The sequence below is a fragment of the Amycolatopsis mediterranei genome, from assembly GCF_026017845.1.
Lineage (GTDB): Bacteria > Actinomycetota > Actinomycetes > Mycobacteriales > Pseudonocardiaceae > Amycolatopsis > Amycolatopsis mediterranei.
Genome location: NZ_CP100416.1, coordinates 7,292,035 through 7,309,390 on the forward strand (window position 1 = coordinate 7,292,035; position 17,356 = coordinate 7,309,390).

Below are 17,356 nucleotides of genomic sequence, written 5' to 3' on the forward strand. Positions count from 1 at the left end.
ACCCGTGCTCAGCGGGGGCATTCCTCGTGATCGGGGGGACATCACGCGTGATTGGGAAGCCATCACTCGTGATTGGAGGGACGACACGCGGCGGCATGCGGGCCCCACCGTGTCGACCCTTCAATCACGCGAGTTGACCCTCTGATCACGCGAGTTGACCTTCTGATCACGCTTGATGGCTGTTTGCGCACGTCAGGTGGGGCGGGTGGCGCCGGTCAGGGCCCAGTTTCCGGAGCGCCAGCGGGCCAGGACTGCGGCCAGGCGGAGGAGCATGAAGCACGAGAGGCCGGTCCAGATGCCCGTGAGGCCCCAGCCGAAGGCGAGGGAGGCCCAGATCAGGGGGAGGAAGCCCAGCGCGGCGCTGCCGAGCGTCGCGTTGCGGAGGAAGGCCGCGTCGCCCGCGCCCAGGAGGACGCCGTCCAGGGCGAAGACCACGCCCGCGATCGGCTGCAGGGCCACGAAGAACCACCACGCGTGCGGGATCTCCGCCAGCACGCCCGGGTCGGACGTGAACGCGTGCGGCAGCACCCACGACAACGCCGCGAACAGCACGCACAGGAAGCAGCCCAGCAGCAGCCCGTACCCGGTGATCTGCGACGCGACCCCGCGCGCCTGCCGCGCCGAGTTCGCCCCCAGCGCCGCCCCGACCAGCGACTGCGCGGCGATCGCCACCGAGTCCAGCACCAGCGCCAGGAACGTCCACAGCTGCAGCACCACCTGGTGCGCCCCGACGGCCTCGGTCGACGTCCGGGCCGCGACGGCCGCCGCCGAGACGAAGCACGCCTGGAACGCCAGGCTGCGCAGCACCAGGTCGCGGCCGAGGCCGAGCTGGGCGCGCATCACCTTGACGTCCGGCCGGAGCCCGACCTTCTCCCGGGCCAGCGCCAGGAAGAACAGCGACGCCGAAATCACCTGCGCGACGACGTTCGCGATCGCCGAACCTTCCAGCCCCAGCCCGGCCCAGTACACGAGGACCGGGCACAGCACGGCCGAGATCCCGTTGCCCGCCAGCACGTACCGCAACGGCCTCGCGGCGTCCTGCACCCCGCGCATCCAGCCGTTGCCGGCCATGGTGATCAGGATCAGCGGCGCCCCGAACAGCGCGATCCGCAGCCACGACACGGCGGCGGAAGCGATCTGGTCGCTCCCCGAAAGCACCCGCGCGATCGGCCAGGCCAGCAGCTGCCCCGCGGCCAGCACGACGAGCCCGACGAACACCGCCAGCCACGTCGCCTGCACGCCTTCGCGCACCGCCTCGGTCCGGCGGCCGGCCCCGTGCAGCCGGGCGGTGCGGGACGTCGTGCCGTAGGACAGGAACGTCAGCTGGCTCGACACCTGGGCCAGCACGACGCCGCCGAGCGCGAGCCCGGCCAGCGACAACGCGTCGAGGTGACCTACCACGGCGGTGTCGACCAGCACGTACAGCGGCTCGGCGGCCAGCACCCCCAGCGCGGGCACGGCCAGGCCGAGCACGCGCTTCGCCGGGACCCGCTCGATCTCCTCCGCGTTCACCACGATCCGGACTCTAACCACCGCCACCGACCGTTCTGACCGGCGGGAACACGACCGAACGCAGTGAATGACTCATTCCTGGCGTCGGACGTCAGGAATGAGTCATTCACTGCATCGGGACCGGGCGCGCTACAGCAGCGGCGCCCGTTCCAACGCCTCGCGCAGGCCGGCGACGACCTCGTCCGCGGAGCCCGCGATCGTGCAGCCCGCGGCCTGCCGGTGCCCGCCGCCGCCGAACTCGGCCGCGACCGCCGAGACGTCGATCCCGATGGACCGCAGCGAAATCTGCCACTGCTCCGGGTGCGCCGGGTCCTGTTTGAGCACCGCCGCGACGGCCGCTTCGCGCACCGAGCGGACGACGTCGATGACCGACTCGACCTCTTCGCCGCGCACGGTGCGAGCGGCGTCGACACCGACAACCGCGTGCACGAACCCCCGGCCCTGCGCGGCTTCCGGCTCCAACCGGGCCTCGCGCAGCACCGAGGAGAGCATCGGCAGCCAGGCGAACGGGCGCTCGTCGACGATCCGGCGCACGATCGCTTCCGGATCGGCCCCCGCTTCGAGCAGCCGGGCCGCCATCCGGTGCGTCTCCGGGCTCGCCCGGCGGAACCCGCTGGTGTCGGTGACGATCCCCGCGTAGAGCCCGCGCGCGATCGGCTCGTCCAGCTCGGCGCCCAGCTCGTCCAGGACGCGGAACACGAGGACCGCGCTGGCCTCGGCGCTCTCGTCGACGACGTGGCAGGTGCCGTAGAAGGTGTTGGTCGCGTGGTGGTCGATCACCAGCACCGCGCCGGCGAGCTCGACGCGCCCGGCGAGCCGGCCGAGCCGCTTCGGCGTCGGCGTGTCGACGCAGACGAGCAGTTCCTCGGCGTCCGGGAGGGCGTCCGGGTGGGTGAGCAGGCCGTCCTCGTCGAGCCACCGCAGCGTCTCCGGAGCCTCGTCGGGCTCGCCGAAGGAGACGCGGACGCGGGCGCCGCGCTGCCGCAGTGCCCGGCCGAGGGCCAGCGCGCTGCCCAGCGCGTCCGCGTCCGGCCGCACGTGGCCGAGGATCGTCACATCGCCGGCTGTCGCGAGCAGGTCCGCCGCGTCCCGGATGTCCTGCGCCGAAGTAGGGGTCACGGTGCGTCACGCTACGCTCTGCGGGATGCCTGAGTACGCGATGCTGGTCTACCCCTCGGCCAACCGGGTCTACGCCGCCTCCTCCCCCGCACTGCTGCGCGCCGAGCTGGCGGTGTTCGGCGCGCGGCTGGCGGCCGAGCTGTCCGCGATCGACGAGGTCGAGCTCGGCGGCGTCGGCTACGTGCGCTTCACCAGCTCGGCGCCCCTCGGCGAGCGCGATCTCGCGCTCTTGTCGAACGTCTCGTCGCTGTACGCGCTGTTCGAGCTGGGTGACGGCGTCCTCCGTCCGGTGCCCGTGACACCGCTGGCGAAGGCCGACTCGGACCTGCTGACCATCCAGAAGTACGCGGGCAAGACGAACGAGCTGTTCACCAAGCTGCTGGTGAACGTGACGCTGCTGGCGACCGCGGACCCCTTCTCGGACCAGCCGAAGTACCTGCTCGACCCGCTGTGCGGCCGCGGGACCACGCTGAACCAGGCGATGATGTACGGCCTGCACGCGACCGGCCTGGACGTCGACGCCAAAGACTTCGAGGCCTACGAGGCGTTCATCAAGACGTGGCTGCGCAACAAGCGCGTCAAGCACACCGCCGAGTCAGGACAGCTGCGGCGCAACAAGGCCCGGCTCGGGCGCCGCCTCGACATCGAGTACGCACTGGACAAGGAAGCGTACAAAGCGGGCGACAAGCGCAAGCTGACCTACTTCAACGCCGACACCCTGACCACCGACGAGGTGCTGCGGGCGAACTCCTGCGACGTGATCGTCACCGACGCGCCGTACGGCGTGCAGCACGGCAGCCACCGCGAGACGGGCCTGCAGCGCAGCCCGCGCGACCTGCTCGCCGCGGCCGTCCCGGTGTGGACGCGGGTGCTGAAACCCGGTGGGGCGCTCGGGATTTCGTGGAACACCACGGTGCTGCCGCGCGAAGAGCTCGTCGAGGTGCTCCGGAAAGCCGGCCTCGACGTCCGCGAGGGCGGGCCGTGGGAGGAGTTCGCCCACCGGGTGGACCAGGCCATCCTGCGTGACCTGGTCGTCGCGGCGAAACCGGCGTCCTGAGTCGACAAAGCGCTACTGCGTGAGCTCACCCCGGGCGGGCGCCGGGGCGTGCCCGTTGTCCTCCGGGGCACCGGTGGCGGGCGCGGGCGGGGTGTTCAGGCCGCGCTTCACCGAGTCCAAGATGGACAGTCCCTGGCCGACGAGGCCCGCGGCCATCTCGCCGAGACCGTCGGCGCCGTTGAGGATGTTGACGTTCGCCCCCGACAGGCCGCGCCCGGCTTCCTTGACGATCTGCGGCAGCTGGTCGATGAGCATCCGGTCGAGCGCGACCCGGTTGTTCGACGCGGCCGCCTCCGCCTGCACGCGCATCTTCTCCGCTTCGGCCAGCGCCAGGATGCGGATCCGCTCGGCCTCGGCGTCGGCGGGCTTGATGACCTCGGCGACCAGCTGCTGCTGCCGCAGCTCGGCTTCGCGCTGGGCCAGCTCGGTGCGCGCGTCGATGACCTCCTGCTGCGCCTTCGCCTGCGCGAGCGGGCCGGCCTGGGACGCCTGGGCCTGCGCCGCCTCGACTTCGGCCCGGTACTGCGCCTGCACGATCGACGTCTGCCGGGCGTACTCGGCCTGCGTCCGCTGCGACTCCTGCTCGGCCTCCGCCGCGGCCTTGTTCGCCACGGCCTGGGCGATCTGCGCATCACGCTGGATGGCGGCGTTGTGCGGCGCGGCCATCGCGGCGATGTAGCCGAGCTTCATGTCGTCGATCGACTGGATCTGCAGGGCGTCGACGGTCAGCCCGATCTTCGCCATCTCCACCGCGGAGCCGTCCAGGACCTCGGTGGCGAGCTTCTGCCGCTCGGTGATGATTTCCTCGACGGTCATCGACCCGATGATGGACCGCAGGTGACCGGCGAAGATCCGGCCGGTCAGCACGGACATCTGGTCCTGGTCGGAGAGGAACCGCTGGCCGGCGTTGACGATGCTCTCGGTGTCGTTGCCGACCTTGAACGCGATCACCGCCCGCACCGTGAGGGCGATGGCCTGCTTCGTCACGCACACTTCGGTCACTTCGGCCTCGCACATGGCGAGCGTGAGGAACCGGACTTTCCGGAAGACCGGCATGACGAACGCACCGTGGCCGGTGACGACCCGGAACGGCGCCGCGCTCTTGCTGTTGCCCCCGGAGATCAGCATCGCCTCGTTGGGAGCCGGCACGCGATAACCGAACATCGATTTTCCTTCTACGAGCACTAGGAAGCAGGATCCGAGGCGTCCCACGCCACGACGTCGACCGTGCGCCGGCCCCGGGTTTCCACGACCAGGACGGTCGTGCCCTTCGGCAGCTCCGTGTCGGACCAGGCCAGGAAGGTTTCCAAGCCACCCCTGATCCTGATCAGCACCTCCCCGGGGCCCCGCTGCCCGCGGGTGCCGACCAGGAGGACTCCGGTGCGGCCGGACGGGGAAAGGTCGGAGTGCATGGTGCCGACCTCCCTCGGTGGCCGTCTCGGTGCGGGTTCACCCCCGCTGGCACCATTGTGCTCCCGGCCGCTCCCCGCCGTGGGCACTGTGAGGTTCCGATCAGGCAGGCAACCGGGCGAGCCGCTCAGGCGTGCAGCCACGGCTATACTCTCCGAGCGTGACCGTCGAGCAACGTCCCCTGCGCGCGGACGCCCGGCGCAACCGGGAAGCACTGGTCGCGGCGGCGCGGGAAGTCTTCGGCGCCAAGGGGGTCGACGCCCCGCTCGACGAAATCGCGCGGCGCGCCGAAGTCGCGATCGGCACCCTCTACAACCGGTTCCCGACGCGGGCGGACCTCGTCGAAGCCGCCTTCCTGCCGACCCTGGAAGAAGCTCAGGCCGTGTTGGACGAGGCCCTCGCGTGCGAGGACCCGTGGGAGGGATTCGTCCTGTTCCTCGAGCGTTCGGTGCTGATGCAGGTGTCCGACCGCGGCTTCACCGAAGTGTGCTCGCGGGCCTTCGACCCGGCGTCGGGGCTGGAGAAAGCCAAGCAGGCCAACGGTGCCCGGATGAACCGGATCATCTCGCGCGCGCAGGAAGCGGGGGCGCTGCGGCCGGACTTCCGGGGGCCCGACCTCGCGATCGTGTTCGCCGCGGCCACCGCCACCCCGGACTGGCGGCGCGCGCTCGGCATGGTCCTCGACGGCCTGCGCGCGCGATGACCTGGCTCGCGGACACCGCCACGTCGTACGACACGGTGGCGTCGAGCTACGCCGACTTCGTCTCGGACGCGCTCGAGAAGGAGCCGTACCTGAAGGCGGCGCTGAAGCTGTTCGCCGCGGAGGTCGACGGGCCGGTGGTGGACGTCGGCTGCGGGCCGGGGCACTTCACGGCGTACCTGGCTTCGCTGGGCGTCGAGGCGTCCGGCGTCGACCTGTCGCCGGGGATGATCGACCTCGCGCGACGGTCGCACCCCGGGCTGCGGTTCGAGGTGGGGTCGATGACGGACCTCGCGCTGCCCGATGGGTCGGTCGCGGGCGTGCTGGCGTCCTGGTCGCTGATCCACGTCCCGGACGAGTCGGTGCCGGCGACGCTGGGTCACTTCCACCGCGTGCTGCGGCCGGGCGGCCTGCTGATGATCGGCTACCACGTCGGCGCGGGCACCCGGCTGAAGACCGAGGGCTACGGCGGGCACCCGATGCGGGTCAACGTCCACCTCCGGCAGCCGTGGTGGCTGGCCCGGCGGGTGCGGGACGCCGGGTTCACCGTGGACGCCGAATGGCTGCTGAGCCCCGGGGCCAAGGTGCCGCAGGCGATTTTGTTCGCCGCGAAGTAGTGGTTCATCAGTTACCCTTCCCCCATGCAGATGGGGGTTTTCCGCCGGTTCGGCGTGTTCGTTACTGTCGTCCTCTCCGCGCTCGCTGCGACGTTGCTGCTCGGCGCGTCCGCCGCACACGCCGCGCCGCCACCACTGGGCAAGCAGAACTGGGTGGTCAGCGTCGCCGGGTTCACCGACGCCCCCGGGAACAACTACGTGCGGCTCGGCTACCTGGTGTTCGACCCGTCGAGCAACGCCGTCCAGCACAACTTCTGGACGTGGAGCCAGCGCGACTTCCCGGTCCCGGCCAACAGCGGCGACGTCTACTACTGCGGCGAGTTCCAGCCGGGCACCAACCCGCGCAACAACTGCCCGATCAAGACGGCGCCGGGGTTCACCGGTGACCCGAACGGCCACTTCACCGGCACCTACGCCTACGACTCGACGTCCGGCCAGGTGACGATCACCTGGACGAGCAGCACGATCAACGGCTCGACGACCGCGGTGAACCTCGGCGAGACCTGGGCGGTCTCCGAGCTGCACCCGGGCCTGGGCCGGATGGCGCTGGTCGACGACACGTACTCGATCACCGGTGGCTACGCCTACGGCAGCACCGCCTCGCTGGCGGTGACCAGCAAGGCGTCGATGAGCACGATCCGCGCCACGCAACGGCCGTACGTGTACGAGGCGCACAGCTGGAACAACGACAAGGCCACCACGGTGGCCCGGGGATCGGCCGGCAACTTCACCGTCGGCCCCGACTGGAACGCCTGCACGGACGGCTCGTGCCTGGGGTACGTGCAGAAGGGGGCGCACTGCGACGCGGCGTCGTGCTGCGGGAAACCGGACGCCGCCGGCTACGAGGAGTGCGTGAAGAAGCTCACCACCAGCGGCGACCGGAGGTTCTACTACCTGACCGGCGACCTGGGCGGCCGGCGCAACAGCTACGAGTTCTGGTGCGAATGCCTGTCGTACGACGGGTGCTACCTGCTCAACAGCCACGTCCGGCCGCTGTTGCAGGTGATCGACGACGCGGGAGCGTTCCAGGGCTGGGTGGGCGCCGAGGTGAGCCCGGACCGCAGCGGAACGCGGACGCTGGACGGGGAGTACTACGGCGCCTTCGCGATGGTGGCTTAGGCGAAGGCCTGCTCGGCGAAGCCGAGGCCGCCGCGCTCAGGCCCGGTGGCGGGTCGTCTTCCTCGATGAAGCCGAGCGCGTGGACGCGGCAGTCGTGCCAGCCCAGCTGCGGGAAGTCGGCGTCGGTCCAGACGGCCTTGGACAGGCCGGACACCTCAGTCACGGCAAGCGCTCGCCCACGAACTTCACGATCTCCGGCAGTACTCCCCGCCAGTATTCGTCATCGTGGGCGCCCGGGGAAAACCGGGACACCGCGGGCGAAACCGCCTTCACCAGCCGGCGGTCCGCCCCCAGGAACGGGTCCGACTCGCCGCACCACACTCCGAGGGAGCCGGGGCGCAGCTCGGCGGTGTGCAGCAGGGGTTCCGAGTCGCGCCAGTTCGCCTCGTCCGCGAAAACCTTGCGGCTGCGGGCGTCCGGCCAGCTGACGAACAGGGCCGCGCTCGCCGTGGCCACCGCCTTCAGGTCCGGGTGCGCGCGGGCGAACCGCAGCGCGCCGAAGCCGCCCATCGAAATGCCGAACACCGCCGACGGCGGACGCAGGTCGCGGGCGGCCAGCCAGCCGGGGACTTCGTCGGTGAGCATGCGCTGCGGGTCGTCGGAACCGACGTTCACCCAATAGTGGTCACCGTCGAGGGCCGCGAAGGCGAACGGCGGTGTTCCGGCGCGGACCGCCGCCGTCAGCAGAGCCGGCAGGCCCAGGGAGAGGAACGTCCGCGCCTGGGCGCCACGGCCGTGCAGGGCCAGGCACACCGGCAGGCCCGAGGCAGGGACACCTTCGGGCGTGATCAGCACCAGGTCGACGTCGGTGCCGCGGGCCGCCGAGTGCATGCGCTGGACCGTCACCGGGTCGCGTAGCGCCGCCGGGTGGGTCGGCTCCGGCACGGCGGGCGGGCCGGGCGGTGGCCCGGCGGGTGGGGACGAGCAGCCCGCCAGCAGCGCGAGTGCGCTGCCGGCGAGCAGGCCACGGCGGGAGAGCACGGGTCAGCCCCGGCTCTCCTCCTCCGCGAACTCGTCGTCGTCCTCGGTTTCGCGGGGCGCCTTGTACGGGTCGGGCTCGCCCGCGTGCTGGGCTCCCGCCGAGCGGCGCGCGACCTCCGCGTCGGCCTCGCGGGCCTTCGCGAGCAGGTCCTCGATCCGCTTCGACTCCTCGGGGATCGTGTCCGCGACGAACGTCAGCGTCGGCGTGTAGCGGACCCCGGTGCCCTGCCCGACCTTCGTGCGGAGCATCCCGCGCGCCGATTCGAGCGCGGCGGCGGCGCCGGCGAAGTCCGGGGGGACGTCCAGCTTCTCGCCGAGCACCGTGTAGTACACCGTGGCGTCGTGCAGGTCGCCGGTGACCTTCGTGTCCGTGATGGTCACGTAGTCCAGCCGGGTGTCCTTGACCTCGTGTTCGATCGCGGACGCCACGATCTGCGAGATCCGCTTGGCGAGCTTGCGGGCCCGAGCAGGATCAGCCATGTCGTTCTCCTAGAAAGGTCTAATCGTCTGGGCCGAGCAGCCGACGGTGCGCGGAGAGCAGTTCGAACTCCGGCCGGCTCGCCACGTACCGCTCACACGAGTCCAGCACGTCGCGGACGTGCTCGCCGGCTTCGGCGACCACGGCCACCCCGATGAGGGTCCGGCGGTGCAGGTCGGTGTGCCCGGCTTCGGCCACCGACACGGCGAAGCGCTTGCGCACCTCGGCCAGCACCGGACGGACCACGGATCGCTTCTGCTTCAGCGAGTGAACGTCGCCGAGCAGGATGTCGAGCTCTAAAGCTCCGACGAACATAGGCAAGTGAGGTGGGGTTGTAGGAACAGGAAGCGAAGTCCCCGGGTGCGCGGCGCTAAACCGCACACCCGGGGACAAACGCCTTACGCCCGCGGCTTCTCGCGCTGCTCGTACGTCTCGATCTGGTCGTCGACCTTGATGTCGCCGTACGAACCGAGCGTCAGACCGCACTCGTAGCCCTCGCGGACCTCGACCACGTCGTCCTTGAACCGCCGCAGCGAGCTGATCGGCAGGTTCTCCGCCACGACCGTGCCGTCGCGGAGCAGACGGGCCCGGGCGTTGCGCCGGATCTCGCCGGACATGACCAGGCAACCCGCGATCGTGCCGATCTTGGAGGACTTGAAGACCTCGCGAACCTCCGCGCGGCCCAGCTCGACCTCTTCGTACTCCGGCTTGAGCATGCCCTTGAGGGCCTGCTCGATCTCGTCGATCGCCTGGTAGATGACCGTGTAGTACCGGACGTCGACGCCCTCGCGGGTGGCCCGCTCGGTCGCCTTGCCCTGGGCGCGGACGTTGAACCCGAGGACGATCGCGTCGGACGCGGTCGCCAGGTCGATGTCCGACTCGGTCACGCCACCGACACCGCGGTGGACCACGTTCAGCTCGACCTCGTCGCCGACGTCCAGCTGCAGCAGTGAGGCTTCGAGGGCCTCGACCGTACCCGAGTTGTCACCCTTGATGATCAGGTTGAGGCTGTTCGTCTCCTTCAAGGCGGAGTCGAGGTCCTCGAGGCTGACCCGCTTGCGGCGCGACGCGTTGAGCGCGTTGCGCGTACGAGCGGAGCGGCGCTCGGCGATCTGCCGGGCGACGCGGTCCTCGTCGACCACCAGGAAGGTGTCGCCCGCACCCGGCACCGAGGTGAACCCGATGACCTGGACGGGACGCGACGGCAGCGCCTCGGTGACGTCGACGTTGTGCTCGTCGACCATCCGGCGGACGCGGCCGTAGGCGTCACCCGCCACGACCGAGTCACCGACGCGCAGCGTGCCGCGCTGGACCAGGACGGTGGCCACCGGGCCGCGGCCGCGGTCGAGGTGCGCCTCGATCGCGACGCCCTGGGCCTCCATGTCCGGGTTGGCCCGGAGGTCCAAAGCGGCGTCGGCGGTCAGCAGGATCGCCTCGAGCAGACCGTCGATGTTGATGTTCTGCCGCGCGGAGATCTCGACGAACATCGTGTCGCCGCCGTACTCCTCGGCCACGAGGTTGTACTCGGTCAGCTGCTGCCGGATCTTGTCTGGGTTCGCGCCTTCCTTGTCGATCTTGTTGATCGCGACCACGATCGGGGCCTTGGCGGCCTGCGCGTGGTTGATCGCCTCGACCGTCTGCGGCATCACACCGTCGTCGGCCGCCACCACGATCACCGCGATGTCGGTCGAGTTCGCACCACGGGCACGCATGGCGGTGAACGCCTCGTGACCCGGGGTGTCGATGAAGGTGATCAGGCGCGGATTGCCCTCGAGCTCGGTCTCGATCTGGTACGCACCGATGTGCTGCGTGATGCCGCCGGCCTCGCTCTCGCGGACCTTCGTCTTCCGGATCGTGTCGAGCAGGCGGGTCTTACCGTGGTCGACGTGACCCATGATGGTCACGACCGGCGGCCTGACCTGCAGGTCCTCTTCGCCACCCGCGTCGTCGCCGTAGGTGATGTCGAAGGTCCCCAGCAGTTCGCGGTCTTCCTCCTCGGGGCTGACGACCTGAACGTTGTAGTTCATTTCGCCGCCGAGCAGCTCGAGGATGTCGTCCGACACGGACTGCGTCGCGGTGACCATCTCGCCGAGGTGGAAGAGCACCTGCACCAGCGAAGCCGGGTTGGCGTCGATCTTCTCGGCGAAGTCGGTCAGCGAGGCACCACGCGGCAGCCGGATCGTCTCGCCCTGGCCCTTGGGCAGGCGGACGCCGCCGACGCTGGGCGCCTGCATGTTGTCCATGTACTCCTGGCGCTTCTGCCGCTTCGACTTGCGGCCCTTGCGCGAGGGACCACCGGGACGCCCGAAGGCACCCGCGGTACCGCCACGGCCACCGGGGCCACCACGGCCACCGCCGCCGCCACGGAAACCGCCGCCACCGGCTGGGGCACCGCCGCCGCCACCGGGACCGCCGCCACCCGGGCGGAAGCCGCCGCCGGCGCCACCGCCGCCGCCACCGGGACCGCCGCGGAAGCCACCGCCGCCGCCACCGCCACCGGGACCGCCGCGGAAACCGCCGCCACCGCCACCGGGACGACCGCCGCCGCCACCGCCGGGGCCGCCACGGGCGCCGCCACCGGGACCACCGCGGGCGCCGCCACCGGGACCGGCGGGACGCTGCGTGCGGCCCGGCATCATGCCGGGGTTCGGCCGCGGGGGCATGTTGCCCGGGCTCGGCCGGTTGCCACCGGCGCCACCACCCGGCCGCGGGGCCGGACGGTCACCGCCGGCGCCACCGCCGGGACGCGGGGGCCGGTTGTCGCCGCCCTGGCCGCCACCGGGGCGCGGACCCTGCGGACGCGGCGGGGCGCCGGAACCGACGCCGAACGGGTTGTTGCCGACGCGCGGGGTGCGCGGGCCGGGCTTGGGACCGCCGGGCTTGGGGCCCTGCGGCTTCGGCGGGACGACCGAACCGGTGCCGCCCGCGGAGGGCGTGGCCGGGGTGTCCTGCTTGGGAGCGGCGGGCGCGTCCGCTTTCGCGGCCGGGACCTGCTCCTGGGGTGCGGGCGCGGCGGGCTGCTGACGCGGGCCGGGCCGGGGGCCGGGGCGCTGCCCCGGGGAAGCCGGCTTCGACGCCGCGGGCGCCTGCTGCTGGGGTGCCACCGGAGCCGAAGCGGCCGGGGCCGGGGCCGCCTTGGCCGCCGGAGCCTGCTGGGCAGGCGCGGGAGGCTTCGGGGCGGCGGGCGCACCGGGCTTGGCGGCCGGCGGCCCGGGGCGCGCCGACGGGCCGGGGGTGGGCTTCTTGGCGCCCTTGGGCGCATACGCGTCGCGAAGACGGCGGGCGACGGGCGCCTCGACCGTGGACGACGCGGACTTGACGAACTCGCCCTGTTCCTTCAACTTCGCGAGCACGTCCTTGCTGGTGATGCCGAGCTCTTTCGCGAGCTCGTGTACGCGGGCCTTGCCTGGCACAACTCTCCTCATCTAGGGGAGGCCAGGCGGAAAACCCGCTGACCTCGTCCTTATTGTCTGACGCTCATGGCTTCAGCTTCACGGCTGACTCATGACGGGTCGACCTGCTTCCTTGATTCCTCGCGACCCCGGGGACGTCCCGGGATCGTGGTGCGGGGTGGTGCGCCCGACGTGCTCGCGGACCTCGCGGGCGTCGAGCGCCCCGGGAGCCCGCAAGGCTCTCGGGAAGGCTCGCCGCCGTTCGGCCTTGGCCAGGCAGTCCGGGTCGGGGTGCAGCCACGCTCCCCGGCCCGGCAGCCGCCGACGTTCGTCGACGACCACCCGCCCGGCCACCGCGACCACGCGCAGCAGCTCACCGATCAATGCCCGCCGCTTGCAGCCGACACAAGTCCGCACCGGGGAAATCCGGTGGGGCTGGTGCTCGGCTACCCGCCGCGGGCTTCGAACCACTCCTGAGTCTAGCGCTTCGACCTTCACTCAGCCGAACCGGTTGTCGCGGCGGGCCGCGGCGGACGGGCGTGGTCTTGATCACCCTCGTCGTCCACCGGTGCGGCGTCGCTGCGGATGTCGATCCGCCAGCCGGTCAGACGGGCGGCCAGGCGGGCGTTCTGGCCCTCCTTGCCGATCGCCAGCGACAGCTGGAAGTCGGGCACCACGACGCGGGCGGTCTTCGCCCGCTCGTCCACGACTCGTACCGAAACAACCTTGGCGGGCGACAGCGCATTCCCGACGAAGCGGGCGGGATCCTCGGAGAAGTCGATGATGTCGATCTTCTCGCCGGCCAGCTCGCTCATCACGTTGCGCACCCGCGCGCCGACCGGGCCGATGCAGGCGCCCTTGGCGTTCACGCCCGGCACGGTGGACTTGACCGCGATCTTCGTGCGGTGCCCCGGCTCGCGCGCCACGGCGGCGATCTCGACCGTCCCGTCGGCGATCTCGGGCACCTCCAGCGCGAACAGCTTGCGCACCAGGTTGGGGTGCGAGCGGGAGAGCGTGATCTGCGGGCCGCGGTTGCTGCGCGACACCGTGACCACGTACGCCTTGATCCGGCTGCCGTGCTCGTAGGACTCCCCGGCGACCTGCTCGCCGGAGGGCAGCACGCCCTCGGTGTCACCCACCTGGACCACCACCATGCCGCGCGCGTTGGCGCGGGCGTCGCGCTGGATGACGCCGGCGACGATCTCGCCCTCCTTGGTGGAGAACTCGCCGAAGGTCTTCTCGTGCTCGGCGTCGCGCAGCCGCTGCAGGATGACCTGGCGCGCGGTGGTGGCGGCGATCCGGCCGAAGCCCTCGGGGGTGTCGTCCCACTCCTCGTCGACCTGGCCGTCGTGGGTCAGCGTGTGCGCGAGGACGCGCACCAGGCCCGTCTTGCGATCGATGTCGATGCGGGCGTGCGACTGGTGGCCCTCGGTGTGCTTGTAAGCGGTGAGCAAGGCCGTCTCGATGGCCTCGATCACCGTTTCGAAGGGGATGTCCTTGTCCCGTTCGATCGCCCGCAGTGCGGCGATGTCGACGTTCACTTCGACCCCTTCTCCGTCTCGGCCTGACCGGCAGCGATCATGCCGGACGCGTCGTTTTCGAGCAGTTTCAGGTCCTCGGCGGGCGGCTGCTTGAACTCGATCTCCACGACCGCCTTTTCCACGTCGGCGTAGCGGACGTCGCGGAGCTTGCCGCCGGCCAGGACGCGGGCGGCGTCCTCGCCCGCGTGACCGACCCGGCCGACGAAGGGCGCGCCCTCCGCCGGGCTGATCTTCACCAGGCGGAACCGCGCGCGCCGCCAGTGCCGCGGCTGGGTCAGCGGGCGGTCGAGGCCCGGCGAGGTGACCTCCAGCGTGTAGGCGCTCGCGAGCACGTGCTCGTTTTCGTCGAGCGTCGCCGAGACCGTGCGGCTGATCTCGGCGATCTCGTCCAGCCCGACCCCGTCGTCGGAGTCGACGACGACCTTGACCAGCTGGCGCCGGCCGGCCTGCTGGACCTCGAACGAGTCGAGGTCGAAACCCGCGGCGGTGACGGCTTCGGCCACTATCGGCTGAAGCCGGCTGGCGAGTTCTCCTGGCACGTGGGGCTCTCCTTGGGTACGCGGGTCGGTGGTGGACCAGCTTATCCGGTCGCCCGCTCACCCCGCGCGAGCGGCGGGGCCGCCCCGGGGCCTGGCAGGATGGGGCGGCGTGACCGGAAGATCGACCGAGCTGACCCGTCGTGCCGCCCTCCGCGCTGGGGCGCTGGCCGCACTGGCCGTTCCCCTCGCCGCCTGCGGGCCCGGCTACGACGAAAGCCCCGACCCGCTGCAGCCGCTGCTGGCCGCCGCCCAGGCGGACGCCGACGCCGCGCGGGCACTGGCCAAGGGCGCGGACGCCGACGCCGCCGGCCAGCTGGCCGAGGCGCGTGCGGCCCACGCGGCCGCGCTGAAGTCCGAAGTGGACCGGCTGAACCGGCCCAAGCCGTCGCCGTCCCCGGCGCCACCGCCCCCCGCGGCGCTGGGCGGGCTGAAGGAGCGGCTGGCGGCCGCGCGCAAGCAGGCCGAAGACCTCGTCGGCGGGCTGCCGCGCTACCGCGCCGGGCTGGTCGCGGCGGTGGCGGCGGGCTGCGCGGCGCTGCAGCGCACCGCCGCCGCGCTGGGCCCGGGCGAGGACGCCCCGAAGGTGGGGACGGTCCCGGCCGGCCCGGTGCCCCCGGAGGCGGTGGACCCGCTGCAGGTGGCGCTGGCCGCCGAACACGCGGCGATGTGGGTGTACGGGCTGGTCAGCGCGTTCCTGCCGGGCGAATTCGGCGACGCGCAGAAGAGCGGCACGGCCGAGCACGCCCTGCGCCGCGACTACCTGCAGACGACGCTCTCGGCGGCCGGGGCGACCCCGGTCGCGCCGGAGGCGGCGTACGTGCCGAAGACCCCGGTGACGGACGCGAAGTCGGCGTCCCAGGTGGTCGCGACGGCCGAAGCGGACTGCGCGTCGGCGTGGCTCGCGGTGATCGACCACACCGACGACGCCGGCTTGCGCACGACGGCGCTGCACGCACTGGTGGCGGCTTCGCGGCGCGGCACGCCGTGGCGGGCGGAGGCGGGCGAGAAGCCGGTGGCGATCGCCATGCCCGGCCGGACGAGCTGACCTTCCGGCCCGGGCGTCCGGCAGCGGGCGCCCGGCTCAGGAGTGCAGGTCGGCCGACAGGCGGAGGGCGTCGTCGGCGATCTTCTCGATCAGGTCCTTGTCCTTGTGCTTGGCGTAGAAGTCGGCCAGCACGATCGTCGTGTTCGTGCCCTCGACCTTCGACGCGTACGCCGAATCCTTGCCGCTCACGCTCGGGGTTCCCGAGGCCGCGAACGTCTTGTCGCGGACCATGTCGGTGACGTTGCCGGTGCCGTCCTTCTCGGTCAGGGCCTTGAGCGCCTTCGCCTTGGCCGAGTCCGGCATCCCGACCACCACCACCGACACCAGCGCCTTCGCGCCGCCCGACTCCGTCGTGTACAGCGCCCTGACCAGCGACTGGCACGGGTTGTCCTTGAAGAAGTCCTGGGTGTCGTCGAAGGACTTCGCAACGCAGTCGGTGGACTTCTCCGGCCCGGCGACCGGGGTGAACTTGAACTGCCCGGTGTTCTGCGCCGGCGGCTGCGCGACCGGCTTGTCCGGCGTCGAGTCGTGCCGGATCAGGAACCACAGCAGCCCGGAGACGACGGCGATCGCGACCAGCCCGGCGCCCTTGAGGAGCAGGGACCGGGTGTCGCGAGCCGGCGGCCCCGGCACGGGCGGCCGGGGCCGCGGGGGCACCGCGCCCAGCGGGGCCGTGTCGGACGGGCCTGGGGTGAAATGCGCACCAACCACGGGGTCATACGGTAGTGCTCTTCCTGGGGGCTCTGCCCCCAGACCCCCGCCGGGGGCTTCGCCCCCAGGCCCCCAGAGGGGTAGTCCACCCTCGTTCCGAGGTTCACTCGAATGCGGGTAAGACGCGTTCGACGTCGTCAGGGGTGTTGTAGAGGTGGAAGCCGACCCGCACCCGGCCGCCGCGGACGCTCGACACGATGCCCGCCTCGGCCGCCCGGGCCGGGTCGCCTTCGAGCGACACGATCGCGGTGCCGCGTGGCGGCATCCCGAGCTTCTCCAGCAGTGTGTCCGCGAGGCCGACGTTGTGCGCCTGGACCTGGGCGAGGTCGAGGCCGGCGAAGTACTCCAGGGCCACCGCCGAGCCGACCTGGGCCAGCCAGGCGGGCGAGAGGTCGAACGCGCGGGCGTCGCCGGCCAGGCGCAGCGGGAGGCCGTAGACCGTGGCCCACGGGTCCTCCCCCGCGTACCAGTTCGCCGCGACCGCGCGGGTGCGCTCCTGCGCGTCCGGCCGCACCGCGAGCCATGCGCTGCCGCGCGGCGAGCCGAGCCACTTGTAGCCCGTCCCGGCCACCCAGTCCGCCCAGGCGAGGTTCAGCGGCAGCCAGCCGACCGCCTGCGTCGCGTCGAGCAGCACCGCCGCCCCGGCGGCGTCGGCCGCGGCACGCAGCGCCGGGAGGTCGGCGATCCGGCCGTCGGCGGACTGGACGACGCTCACCGCGACGACGTCGTGGCCCTCGACCCGCGACGGCAGCTCGTCCAGGGGCACGTCGGTCACCGTGACGCCGGGGTGCACCGCGAAGGGGAACGTCACGCTGGTGAAGTCGCCCTCGGCGGTGAGCACGCGGGTGCCGTCGGGCAGCGCCGCGGCGACGTTGGCGATGAGCTGCGAGACCGACGCGCCGCTCGCGACGCGCCCGGGCTCGACGCCGACCAGCCGGGCGAACCCGGCCCGCGCCCGCGCGACGTGTTCGTCGAACTCGTCCGGCCGGATCGCGCCGGTCCGCCACCGTTCCACCGATTCGGCCACCGCCTCGGCCACCGGCGCGGGCGGGATGCCCACGCTCGGCGTGTTCAGGTATCCGGACGGGACGGCGAAGTCGGTTCCGAAGGCACGCATGCTCCGAGCCAAGCAGAT

At 72.0% G+C, this 17,356-nt stretch carries 18 protein-coding genes; 5 read left to right on the top strand and 13 right to left on the bottom strand.

The features are described 5' to 3' along the window. Positions 1-192: 192 nt before the first annotated feature. Both ISP_RS32460 and ISP_RS32465 read right to left on the bottom strand, forming a co-directional pair. Entirely contained in the window at positions 193-1,512 is a 1,320-nt protein-coding gene (locus ISP_RS32460) for an MATE family efflux transporter (protein ID WP_013228111.1), read from the bottom strand. Between the two features lie 129 nt (positions 1,513-1,641). Then, positions 1,642-2,631: a DHH family phosphoesterase gene (locus ISP_RS32465; protein ID WP_013228112.1), complete on the bottom strand. Its 990-nt coding sequence runs from the start codon at positions 2,629-2,631 to the stop codon at positions 1,642-1,644. Positions 2,632-2,656: 25 nt separating this feature from the next. Between ISP_RS32465 and ISP_RS32470 the strand changes: the two genes are divergently transcribed. Continuing rightward, a complete protein-coding gene (locus ISP_RS32470; protein ID WP_176742064.1) occupies positions 2,657-3,688 on the top strand; it encodes a TRM11 family SAM-dependent methyltransferase in 1,032 nt (343 codons plus the stop codon). A gap of 12 nt (positions 3,689-3,700) precedes the next feature. Here ISP_RS32470 and ISP_RS32475 read toward each other — a convergent pair whose 3' ends face one another. Together ISP_RS32475 and ISP_RS32480 are read right to left on the bottom strand one after the other, a co-directional pair. Then, complete coding sequence (locus tag ISP_RS32475) at positions 3,701-4,852, bottom strand: SPFH domain-containing protein (RefSeq protein WP_013228114.1); 1,152 nt, start codon at positions 4,850-4,852, stop codon at positions 3,701-3,703. A gap of 20 nt (positions 4,853-4,872) precedes the next feature. Then, the gene (locus ISP_RS32480; protein WP_003084005.1) at positions 4,873-5,100 is read right to left on the bottom strand and encodes a hypothetical protein; all 228 of its coding nucleotides are present in this window, start codon (positions 5,098-5,100) and stop codon (positions 4,873-4,875) included. A 158-nt stretch (positions 5,101-5,258) separates the two neighbouring features. Between ISP_RS32480 and ISP_RS32485 the strand changes: the two genes are divergently transcribed. The 3 genes from ISP_RS32485 to ISP_RS32495 are packed head-to-tail and all read left to right on the top strand — an operon-like array spanning position 5,259 to position 7,534. Beyond that, entirely contained in the window at positions 5,259-5,801 is a 543-nt protein-coding gene (locus ISP_RS32485; RefSeq protein WP_013228115.1) for a TetR/AcrR family transcriptional regulator, read from the top strand. Then, a complete protein-coding gene (locus ISP_RS32490) occupies positions 5,798-6,415 on the top strand; it encodes a class I SAM-dependent DNA methyltransferase (RefSeq protein WP_013228116.1) in 618 nt (205 codons plus the stop codon). The genes ISP_RS32485 and ISP_RS32490 overlap by 4 nt, the downstream gene beginning before the upstream one ends. A gap of 24 nt (positions 6,416-6,439) precedes the next feature. Then, the gene (locus ISP_RS32495) at positions 6,440-7,534 is read left to right on the top strand and encodes a hypothetical protein (RefSeq protein ID WP_013228117.1); all 1,095 of its coding nucleotides are present in this window, start codon (positions 6,440-6,442) and stop codon (positions 7,532-7,534) included. 159 nt (positions 7,535-7,693) lie between these two features. Here ISP_RS32495 and ISP_RS32500 read toward each other — a convergent pair whose 3' ends face one another. From ISP_RS32500 to rimP, 7 genes are all read right to left on the bottom strand, one after another. Further along, the gene (locus tag ISP_RS32500) at positions 7,694-8,515 is read right to left on the bottom strand and encodes an alpha/beta hydrolase (RefSeq protein WP_013228118.1); all 822 of its coding nucleotides are present in this window, start codon (positions 8,513-8,515) and stop codon (positions 7,694-7,696) included. Between the two features lie 3 nt (positions 8,516-8,518). Further along, positions 8,519-8,995, bottom strand: a complete 477-nt coding sequence (gene rbfA / locus ISP_RS32505; protein ID WP_013228119.1) for a 30S ribosome-binding factor RbfA — start codon at positions 8,993-8,995, stop codon at positions 8,519-8,521. A gap of 19 nt (positions 8,996-9,014) precedes the next feature. Next, on the bottom strand, positions 9,015-9,308 hold the full coding sequence (locus ISP_RS32510) for a DUF503 domain-containing protein (protein WP_013228120.1): 294 nt from the start codon (positions 9,306-9,308) through the stop codon (positions 9,015-9,017). Positions 9,309-9,391: 83 nt separating this feature from the next. Further along, positions 9,392-12,406 carry a translation initiation factor IF-2 gene (infB, locus tag ISP_RS32515; protein WP_013228121.1) on the bottom strand — a complete coding sequence of 1,005 codons (3,015 nt, stop codon included), beginning with the start codon at positions 12,404-12,406 and terminating at the stop codon, positions 9,392-9,394. Between the two features lie 78 nt (positions 12,407-12,484). After that, positions 12,485-12,802, bottom strand: coding sequence for a YlxR family protein (locus ISP_RS32520; RefSeq protein WP_080582936.1), 318 nt, complete (start codon positions 12,800-12,802; stop codon positions 12,485-12,487). 77 nt (positions 12,803-12,879) lie between these two features. Continuing rightward, positions 12,880-13,926: a transcription termination factor NusA gene (nusA, locus tag ISP_RS32525; protein ID WP_013228123.1), complete on the bottom strand. Its 1,047-nt coding sequence runs from the start codon at positions 13,924-13,926 to the stop codon at positions 12,880-12,882. Beyond that, the gene (gene rimP / locus ISP_RS32530; RefSeq protein WP_034285696.1) at positions 13,923-14,465 is read right to left on the bottom strand and encodes a ribosome maturation factor RimP; all 543 of its coding nucleotides are present in this window, start codon (positions 14,463-14,465) and stop codon (positions 13,923-13,925) included. The genes nusA and rimP overlap by 4 nt, the downstream gene beginning before the upstream one ends. 109 nt (positions 14,466-14,574) lie before the next feature. On the opposite strand from rimP, the gene ISP_RS32535 reads away from it, so the two are divergent. Continuing rightward, positions 14,575-15,510, top strand: coding sequence for a ferritin-like domain-containing protein (locus tag ISP_RS32535; RefSeq protein WP_013228125.1), 936 nt, complete (start codon positions 14,575-14,577; stop codon positions 15,508-15,510). A 36-nt stretch (positions 15,511-15,546) separates the two neighbouring features. On the opposite strand, the gene ISP_RS32540 is transcribed toward ISP_RS32535, so the two are convergent. Together ISP_RS32540 and ISP_RS32545 are read right to left on the bottom strand one after the other, a co-directional pair. Further along, positions 15,547-16,143: a hypothetical protein gene (locus tag ISP_RS32540; protein WP_013228126.1), complete on the bottom strand. Its 597-nt coding sequence runs from the start codon at positions 16,141-16,143 to the stop codon at positions 15,547-15,549. A 181-nt stretch (positions 16,144-16,324) separates the two neighbouring features. Then, on the bottom strand, positions 16,325-17,338 hold the full coding sequence (locus ISP_RS32545; RefSeq protein WP_013228127.1) for an aminotransferase class V-fold PLP-dependent enzyme: 1,014 nt from the start codon (positions 17,336-17,338) through the stop codon (positions 16,325-16,327). Positions 17,339-17,356 lie beyond the last annotated feature (18 nt).